9 protein-coding genes are annotated in these 7,189 nt (G+C 73.1%); 4 read left to right on the forward strand and 5 right to left on the reverse strand.

What is annotated here, in order from left to right; all coding sequences use genetic code 11:
* Positions 1–205: 205 nt before the first annotated feature.
* Positions 206–1,426, reverse strand: a complete 1,221-nt coding sequence (locus ACIRVF_RS35115) for an MFS transporter (protein WP_402827278.1) — start codon at positions 1,424–1,426, stop codon at positions 206–208.
* Positions 1,427–1,601: 175 nt separating this feature from the next.
* On the opposite strand from ACIRVF_RS35115, the gene ACIRVF_RS35120 reads away from it, so the two are divergent.
* On the forward strand, positions 1,602–1,961 hold the full coding sequence (locus ACIRVF_RS35120) for an ArsR/SmtB family transcription factor (protein WP_402827281.1): 360 nt from the start codon (positions 1,602–1,604) through the stop codon (positions 1,959–1,961).
* Positions 1,962–2,025: 64 nt separating this feature from the next.
* Here ACIRVF_RS35120 and ACIRVF_RS35125 read toward each other — a convergent pair whose 3' ends face one another.
* Positions 2,026–2,505 (reverse strand): VOC family protein, encoded by a 480-nt coding sequence (locus tag ACIRVF_RS35125; protein WP_402827284.1) that lies wholly within the window; start codon positions 2,503–2,505, stop codon positions 2,026–2,028.
* Between the two features lie 96 nt (positions 2,506–2,601).
* Between ACIRVF_RS35125 and ACIRVF_RS35130 the strand changes: the two genes are divergently transcribed.
* The 3 genes from ACIRVF_RS35130 (at position 2,602) to ACIRVF_RS35140 (ending at position 5,363) form a co-directional block, all read left to right on the forward strand.
* On the forward strand, positions 2,602–3,639 hold the full coding sequence (locus tag ACIRVF_RS35130; RefSeq protein WP_402827287.1) for a helix-turn-helix transcriptional regulator: 1,038 nt from the start codon (positions 2,602–2,604) through the stop codon (positions 3,637–3,639).
* An 82-nt stretch (positions 3,640–3,721) separates the two neighbouring features.
* Entirely contained in the window at positions 3,722–4,450 is a 729-nt protein-coding gene (locus tag ACIRVF_RS35135; RefSeq protein ID WP_402827290.1) for an HAD family hydrolase, read from the forward strand.
* 184 nt (positions 4,451–4,634) lie between these two features.
* On the forward strand, positions 4,635–5,363 hold the full coding sequence (locus ACIRVF_RS35140) for an HAD family hydrolase (protein ID WP_402827293.1): 729 nt from the start codon (positions 4,635–4,637) through the stop codon (positions 5,361–5,363).
* A 61-nt stretch (positions 5,364–5,424) separates the two neighbouring features.
* Here the strand turns inward: ACIRVF_RS35140 and ACIRVF_RS35145 are convergent, their stop codons facing one another.
* The 3 genes from ACIRVF_RS35145 to ACIRVF_RS35155 form a co-directional block, all read right to left on the reverse strand.
* Positions 5,425–5,565: a hypothetical protein gene (locus tag ACIRVF_RS35145; protein ID WP_402827296.1), complete on the reverse strand. Its 141-nt coding sequence runs from the start codon at positions 5,563–5,565 to the stop codon at positions 5,425–5,427.
* 10 nt (positions 5,566–5,575) lie between these two features.
* Positions 5,576–6,235 (reverse strand): GNAT family N-acetyltransferase, encoded by a 660-nt coding sequence (locus ACIRVF_RS35150; protein WP_402827299.1) that lies wholly within the window; start codon positions 6,233–6,235, stop codon positions 5,576–5,578.
* Between the two features lie 151 nt (positions 6,236–6,386).
* A complete protein-coding gene (locus ACIRVF_RS35155; RefSeq protein WP_402827302.1) occupies positions 6,387–6,926 on the reverse strand; it encodes a GNAT family N-acetyltransferase in 540 nt (179 codons plus the stop codon).
* Between the last annotated feature and the right edge of the window lie 263 nt (positions 6,927–7,189).

The raw sequence follows: 7,189 nt of genomic DNA on the forward strand, positions 1-7,189 counted from the left end.
GGCACCAGGCGTCGGCCGTCGGCCGTCGGCCGTACGGGCCCCGGGCCCGTACACCCGGACGGCGCTCCGGCCCGCTGCGCGTGCGGGCCCCCAAGGAGGGCGGCGACAGGGGGCACTCAGCTGCGCGCCGGGCCGCTGTCGACCGGCAGGTGCCCGGCGCGGCGCTCGGCGTCGGGGGTGCCGGCTCCGGCCGTCCTGCGGTGCCTCAGCCCTGGACGGTTTCGCGGCCGTGCGCCACCGCCGCTGCGCCTGCCGCCACCGTTCCGCCTGCCGGAGCCGGGGTGTGGGCGCGCCGGTCGCGGGTGGTGGCTGCGGCGATCGCGCACGCCGCCAGTGCCAGCCCCGCCGCCAACAGCGGGAACCACCGCTCTCCGAGCACCGCGATCGCCGCCGAACCCGCCACGCCGCCCGCCGCCGTCCCCAGGTACAGGGCGCTGCTGTTCAGCGAGATCAGCAGCGGCGCGTTGGCCGGGTCGATCGAGGCCAGCCGGTGCGGCAGCGCCACCGACACCGCCCACCCGGCCAGCGGCACCACCACCGAGTACGCCAGCGCCCCGGGCATGCTGCGCCCCAGCCACGGCAGCGCGGCGAAGGCGCACGCGGCGACGGCGGAGCCGGTCAGCAGGACACTGCGCACCCCGGCGCGGTCGACCAGGCGTCCGCCCAGCCAGCTGCCGACCACCGACATCACGCCGGCGGTGAGCAGGATCAGGCTCAGCCGGTCGGCGTCGCCGCCGGTGGCGCCGTGAACGGCGGTGGCCAGGTAGATGTAGACGCTCTGGAAGGCGAGGAAGAAGGCGAGGGTGGTGGCACCCGCGCCGAGTACCCGGCGCTGGGCGAGCGGGGCGAGGCGGGCGCCGAGGGCGGGGGCGGCGGCGGGGGCGGGCAGGCCGCGCAGCAGGGCGGCGAGTCCGGCGAACGCGGCCAGGCCCAGCGCGGTGACCAGCCACATCGTCAGCCGCCAGTCGGCGCGTCCGACCCAGGTTCCCAGCGGTACGCCCAGCGCGGTGGCGACCGTCATGCCGCCGAGTACGGTGGCGATCGCCCGGCCGCGTCGCTCGGGGGCGACCAGGGTGGTGGCGACCGCGTTGGCGGTGGGGGTGTAGAGGGCGGCACCGGCGGCGGCCAGCACCCGGGTGGCCAGCAGCAGTCCGTAGTCGGGCGCGAGGGCGCTGAGGGCGTTGGCGGCGCTGAAGACGGCGAGCGCGGTCAGCAGCAGGCGCCGGCGCGGCCAGCGGGCGGTGGCGGCGGCCAGCGGCGGGGCCAGCAGCGCGTAGCCGAGCGCGAAGACGGTGACCAGCTGGCCGGCGGCGCCCACCGACACGTCCAGGTCGGCGGAGATCGGGCCGAGGATGCCGGCCACCACCATCGAGTCGGTGCCCATGGCGAAGGTGCCGAGGGCGAGCAGGAGCAGGCGTACGGGCACGGGAAAGCCCCCCGAGGCTATTGTTGGACGACCATGCAACGGTTTGATGCTCGCCAAACAATCGGGGATTGGTGGATGATTGTCAAACCATCCCCACTGCCGCCGCACCTGCCCGAGGACCGGAGCCGCCATGACCCCCGCGCCCATGACCCCTGCGCCCGTGACCCCTGCGCCCGTGACCCCTGCGCCCGTGACCGCCGCGCCGACGGCCGGGGAGGAGCGGCTGCCCCAGCCCGCCACCGCCGACATCGACCTCGTCACCGTCCTGCACGCCCTCGGCGATCCCGTGCGCATGCGCCTGCTGCTCAGCTACGCCGACGGCGCCGAGCACTCCTGCGCCCCCCGCGACCTGGGCCTGGAACACCTGCACAAGTCGACCGTCTCCCACCACATGCGGGTCCTGCGCGAGGCCGGCGTCACCACCACCCGCGTCGCGGGCCGCAACCGCTTCGTCAGCCTGCGCCGCGCCGACCTGGACGCCCGCTTCCCCGGCCTGCTGGACGCCCTCCTCGCGTCGGCGCCCGCGACCGCCTGAGGCTCTGGGGCCCGGGCCCGGGCCCGGGCCCGGACGCGGGGCGCGCGCGAGTGCCGCGGCGGTGTCAGCGCGCCAGCCGCGCCGCCGCCTCCGGGGTGACGGGTGCGAAGAAGTTGACGAGGTTGCCGTCCGGGTCGCGGACCAGCAGCGAGCGGTTGCCCCAGGGCATCGTGGTGGGCCCGGCGACGACATCGACCGCACCAACACCGGCACCAACACCGGCACCAACACCAGCGCTGACCCCGGCACCGGCATCTGCGCCGGCACCTACACCTGCGCCTGCGTCGGTCAGGTCCGCGTGCACCCGGTCCACGTCGTCGACCAGGAACTCGGTGATCACACTGCGGTTGTCGGCCGCCGTGGCGCTGCCCGGGGCGAACAGCGCCACCGTGCGGGTGGAGGCGATCGCCAGCGTCGCCCCGGCGGTCCTGAGCTCCGCGAAGTCCTCGGTGGCCCACACCGCCCGCGCCCCCGTCGCCCGTTCGTAGAACCCGACGAGGCGGGCCACGTCGCCGGTGATGATGCGGATCGAGACGAAGTCCATGGAATCTCCCTGGCCGTGCGTGCTGAAACCTTGCGCTCCGCAGGCTAGGGCCGATACCGGACAGAACCGGTCCGCTATCCGCGGTAGGTTCTTCCGGTGCCCCGACCCACCGCCCGCGTGCTGACCCTCCTGGAACTGCTGCAGTCCGGCGGCACCCGCACCGTCGCCGAACTCGCCGAGCGCCTCGGCGTCGAGGGACGCACCGTGCGCCGCTACGTGGATCACCTGATCGAGCTGGACGTGCCCGTGGAGTCGGTGCGCGGCCGCTACGGCGGCTACCGCCTGGCCCCCGGCTACCGCCTCCCCCCGCTCATGCTCGGCGACGACGAGGCGCTGGCCGTGCTGCTCGGTCTGCTCGCCGCCCGCCGCACCGACCTGACCGCCGCCCAGCGGACCGCCAACGAGACGGCCGCCGCCAAGATCCGTCGGGTCCTGCCCCGCCACACCGCCCGCCGCCTCGACGCCCTGCAGGACACCCTCGCCCACACCGACCCGCCCGCGCCCACCGGTGCGGGCACCACCGCCACCCCCGACGCCGACGTGCTGCTCACCGTCGCCGATGCGGTGCGCCACCGCCGCCCCCTCGCCATCCGCTACACCGACCGCGACAACCGACCCAGCGAGCGCACCCTGCACCCCCACGGGATCGTCAATCACGCGGACCGCTGGTACCTCACCGGCACGGACACCCGCCTCGACGAGGAACGCACCTTCCGGCTCGACCGCGTCACCGACGCCCGGACCCTGCCCGGCACCTTCCAGGAACCTGCCCGCCCGGACGGCCCGGACGGCCCCGATCCCGCACAGCGCCTGATCACCGGTTTCGCCACCGCCGACTACCGCCACCGCGTGACCCTGCGCATCCACGCCACCCCCGAACACATCCGCGCCCACCTGCCCGTCACCGTCGCCGAGTTGACGGAGACCGAGCCCGGCCCGGTCCGGGCGGACGGGGCGCCCGGGCGGCAGCGCTGGCTGCGCGTCGAACTGCGCGCCCAGCGCCTCACCTGGCTCCCCCCGGTGCTCGCCGCACTCGACCGGCCCTTCGCCATCGAGCGCCCCCAGGAACTGCGCGACCTCGTCACCGCCCTCGCCGACCGCCTCGCCCGCGGCGCCCGCGACGGCGACACGTAAGGTCCCAACCACGGCGCGGCCAACTACGGCGGCCAACCACGGCGGCCATTCGCGGCGCAACCGGAACGGAAAGGACGGGTCCATGCCGATCAGGGGCGTTCTCTTCGACGTCGACGACACCTTGTTCGACTACACGCACTCGGAGCAGACGGGCATCCTCGCCCACCTCCGGGACATCGGCCTGCTGGAGCGTCTCCCTCGCCCGCAGGCCGCCCTCACCCTGTGGCGTGACGTCATGGAGGACCAGTACGCCCGCTACCTCGCCGGGCAACTCACCTTCCGCGGCCAGCAGTACGAACGCACCCGCCAGTTCCTCGCCCGCCTCGGCCAGGACGGCGCCGAGCACCTCAGCGACGACCAGGCCGCAGCCTGGTTCGCCGGCTACGCCGCCCACCGCGACGCCGCCTGGGCCGCCTTCCCCGACGCCGGACCCGCCCTGCGCCGGCTCGCCCCCCACTACCGGCTCGGCATCGTCTCCAACTCCGACACCGACCACCAGCGCCGCAAACTGCGCGCCATCGGCCTGCTCGACCACTTCGGCGACGCCCTCGTCTGCTCCGACCAGCACGGCGAAGCCAAACCCGCCCCCGGCATCTTCCACGCCGGCTGCGCCGCCCTGGGCCTGCCCCCGCACGAGGTCGCCTACGTCGGCGACAAGTACACCCTCGATGCCGAAGGCGCCCGGGACGCAGGCCTCCACGCCTTCTGGCTCGACCGCGCCGTCAGCAACACCCCCGTCGCCGACGGCATCCACGTCCTCCACTCCCTCACCACCCTCGCCCACGCGCTCACCCGCGCCCTCACCCCCTGACCGGCGCTCACCCACCCGGCAAGCCCGCCGCCCCGCCGCCGCCCCGCCGCCGCACCGGCCGGGAAGTCCACCGGGCCAGCCGGCGGCTCATGAGCATCGTCGTCGACCACAGCACCATCTGCTCATGTACGGCGGGGCAGCGAATCGTCTCGTCCTCACGTGATCGCCAACGAAAGAGCAACCGATGCAACCGATTGTCCTGTTCGACCTGGACGGCCTCTTGATCGACTCCGAGCCGATCTGGGACGCGGCAAAGCGTGAAGTGTTCGGTCCGCTTGGCCTGCACCTCACAACGGAGATGCAGGCGGCGACGCGCGGGCTGCGGCAAAGGGACATGGTGGCCCATTGGTTCGATCGGGCCACCATTCAAGCCGACCCCCACGAGGTCGAGCAGCGGATCGTGACCGCCGTGTGCCGGAGGTTGGAGGCAGTGTCGCTGAAACCCGGTGCCGAACACGCCGTCGCGGCGTGCGCGCGTGCATCGAGGGCGATGGCTGTCGTGTCATCCTCGCCGGAGTCGGTGATTCGGGCTGCGCTCGCGAGCACCGGTCTTGACCGATCCTTCGATGCCGTGTTTTCGGCCGAAGACGACGAACACGGCAAGCCCCACCCGGGCGCCTATCTCCGCGCAGCCGCCGCCCTCGGCGCGTCACCCGGCGAATGCATTGTGATCGAGGACTCGTTCAACGGCGTCCTCGCTGGGGTGTCAGCCCAGATGACGGTCGTCGCCGTTCCCGAGGCCGCTGATCGCTGCGATCCTCGCCTTGCGATTGCCACTCTGGTACTGGAGTCCCTCAAGGATCTCGATCCCTCGGTATTCGGCGCGTATGCGTCCAGGGGGAGCCGGGACGCGACATGGGCATCGCGTGCTGCGGGTCCTCAGCCGTTCCGCGAACCGGATCGTGCTGTGTGACGTCCTCGATCGTGGGTTCGGGCCTTCAGGGGTTGAAGGCCCGAACCCACCCCGGGACGCTTCACGCTCGCCGCCGGACGAGCCGGCGGCTCATGAGCGTCGTCATCGACCACAGCACCATCTGCTCGTGCACGGCGGACAGCGTCTCGTCGCGCACCAGGCGCCGCGAGCGCATCAGCCGGCTCAGCGTGCGTTCCACCACCCAGCGTCTCCTATTGGGGCGGGGTGGTGGTGGCGCCGAAGAGGGTGCGGCAGGTGGGGGTGAGGCCGGTGACGGTGACCGGGACGGGCGGGCCCTGCCAGTGGTCGCGGGACAGGCGCAGGCGCTGGGTCTCCACCACCCGTCCGTCCAGGACGTCGCGGCTGATGCCGTCCGGGCGGTAGCCGAGTTTGCGGGAGACGGCGAGGGAGGAGTGGTTGTCGGTGAAGGACAGCGACGTCGCCGACACCGCGTCCAGTTCCGCGAAGGCGAGGTGGAGCATCGCGGCGCGCATCTCGGTACCCAGTCCCCGGCCCTGGTGTTCCAGGCCGATCCAGGAACCGGAGGTGATCTCGCGCCGCACCGCGAACTCCTCGGCCCGCATGTCCTGCACGCCCACCGGCTGCCCCTGGTGGAAGGCCACCAGGTCCAGCGCCCAGCGCTGCGCCGTCCAGCGCCCCATCCGGCGCCAGTGCATCTGCAGGACGTGCCGGGCGCGTTCGGCGGGCGGCAGTTCTCCCCACGGGGTGAGGAAGGGGCGTTCGGCCGGCAGGTGGACGCCGCGCGCCGCGAGGTCCGCGACCTCGCCGAGCTCGTCCTGGGTGGGCACGCGCAGTTCCAGGCGGGGCGTGGTGACGCGCAGGCCCGCCAGCGGCCAGTAGTCGGTGATCATCCCGCACAGTGTGCCCAAGCCGCCGCGGCCGCACCACGGCTTTTCCCGGCCGTCCAACGCCGGGAACGCGCCCGCGTCCGCAGCGGGAAGAGGCTCCGCTCGGGCGGCAGACCCGCACTGGCCGCGTGATCAGGCGACCGAGCGCGGAGCGTCACACATTCGTGCCCCGGGCGATCCGATACAGCACATTCCGGCGCAGTGGCCCCTCGGGCGCGGCGGGGTCGTCGAAGTCGTCAGCGGGATCCCGGGTCATGCCGATCCGGCGCATGACCGCCTGGGAGCGGAGGTTGGTGGCTGTCGTCACCGCCAGGATTTCGGGGAGTCCAAGGCCCCCAAGGCCGAAGGCCAGGGCCGCCACGGCGGCCTCGGTAGCGTAGCCCTGGCCCCAGGCCGGACGAGCGAGCCTCCAACCGATCTCCACCCCCGTGAACGGCATGCCGTCATCGACCTGGTCCAGGCCCGCGAAGCCGATGAACTCGCCCGTCGCCAGTACTTCGATCGCCCACCACCCGTAGCCCCGCTCGTCGAACTCGGCCCGGAACCGTGCCACGGAGGCATCGCTCTGTTCCCGGGTCAGCAGGTCACCCAAGTGCTCGCGGACCTCGGGATCGGCATTCATCGCCGCCCACGGTTCGAGGTCGGAGTCCTGCCATCGACGGAGGACGAGGCGATCGGTACGCAGTTCAGTCATGTTGCCCAGCCAACGTGGGCCGCGGTCCCGAGGCAATCCGTTTTTCTCGGGGCTGTTACCGCCCAGCAGATGGGACCCAACACGCCCCCCGGGCAGCGAGGCGGCCGCCGAACCGGTGAACCTTCGCGGTCACAGCATTAGGGTGGGTGCATGGTTGCCCCCTCCGTAGAAGAAGTGGCCATGACCGACCAGGAGTTCGTCAGCGCACCCGCCTTGATCCTCCGGTCCCTGGTCTCCGACCCGCACCGGCGAGCCATCACCAC

It is taken from the genome of Kitasatospora sp. NPDC101157 (genome assembly GCF_044768255.1).
Taxonomy (GTDB): Bacteria; Actinomycetota; Actinomycetes; order Streptomycetales; family Streptomycetaceae; genus Kitasatospora.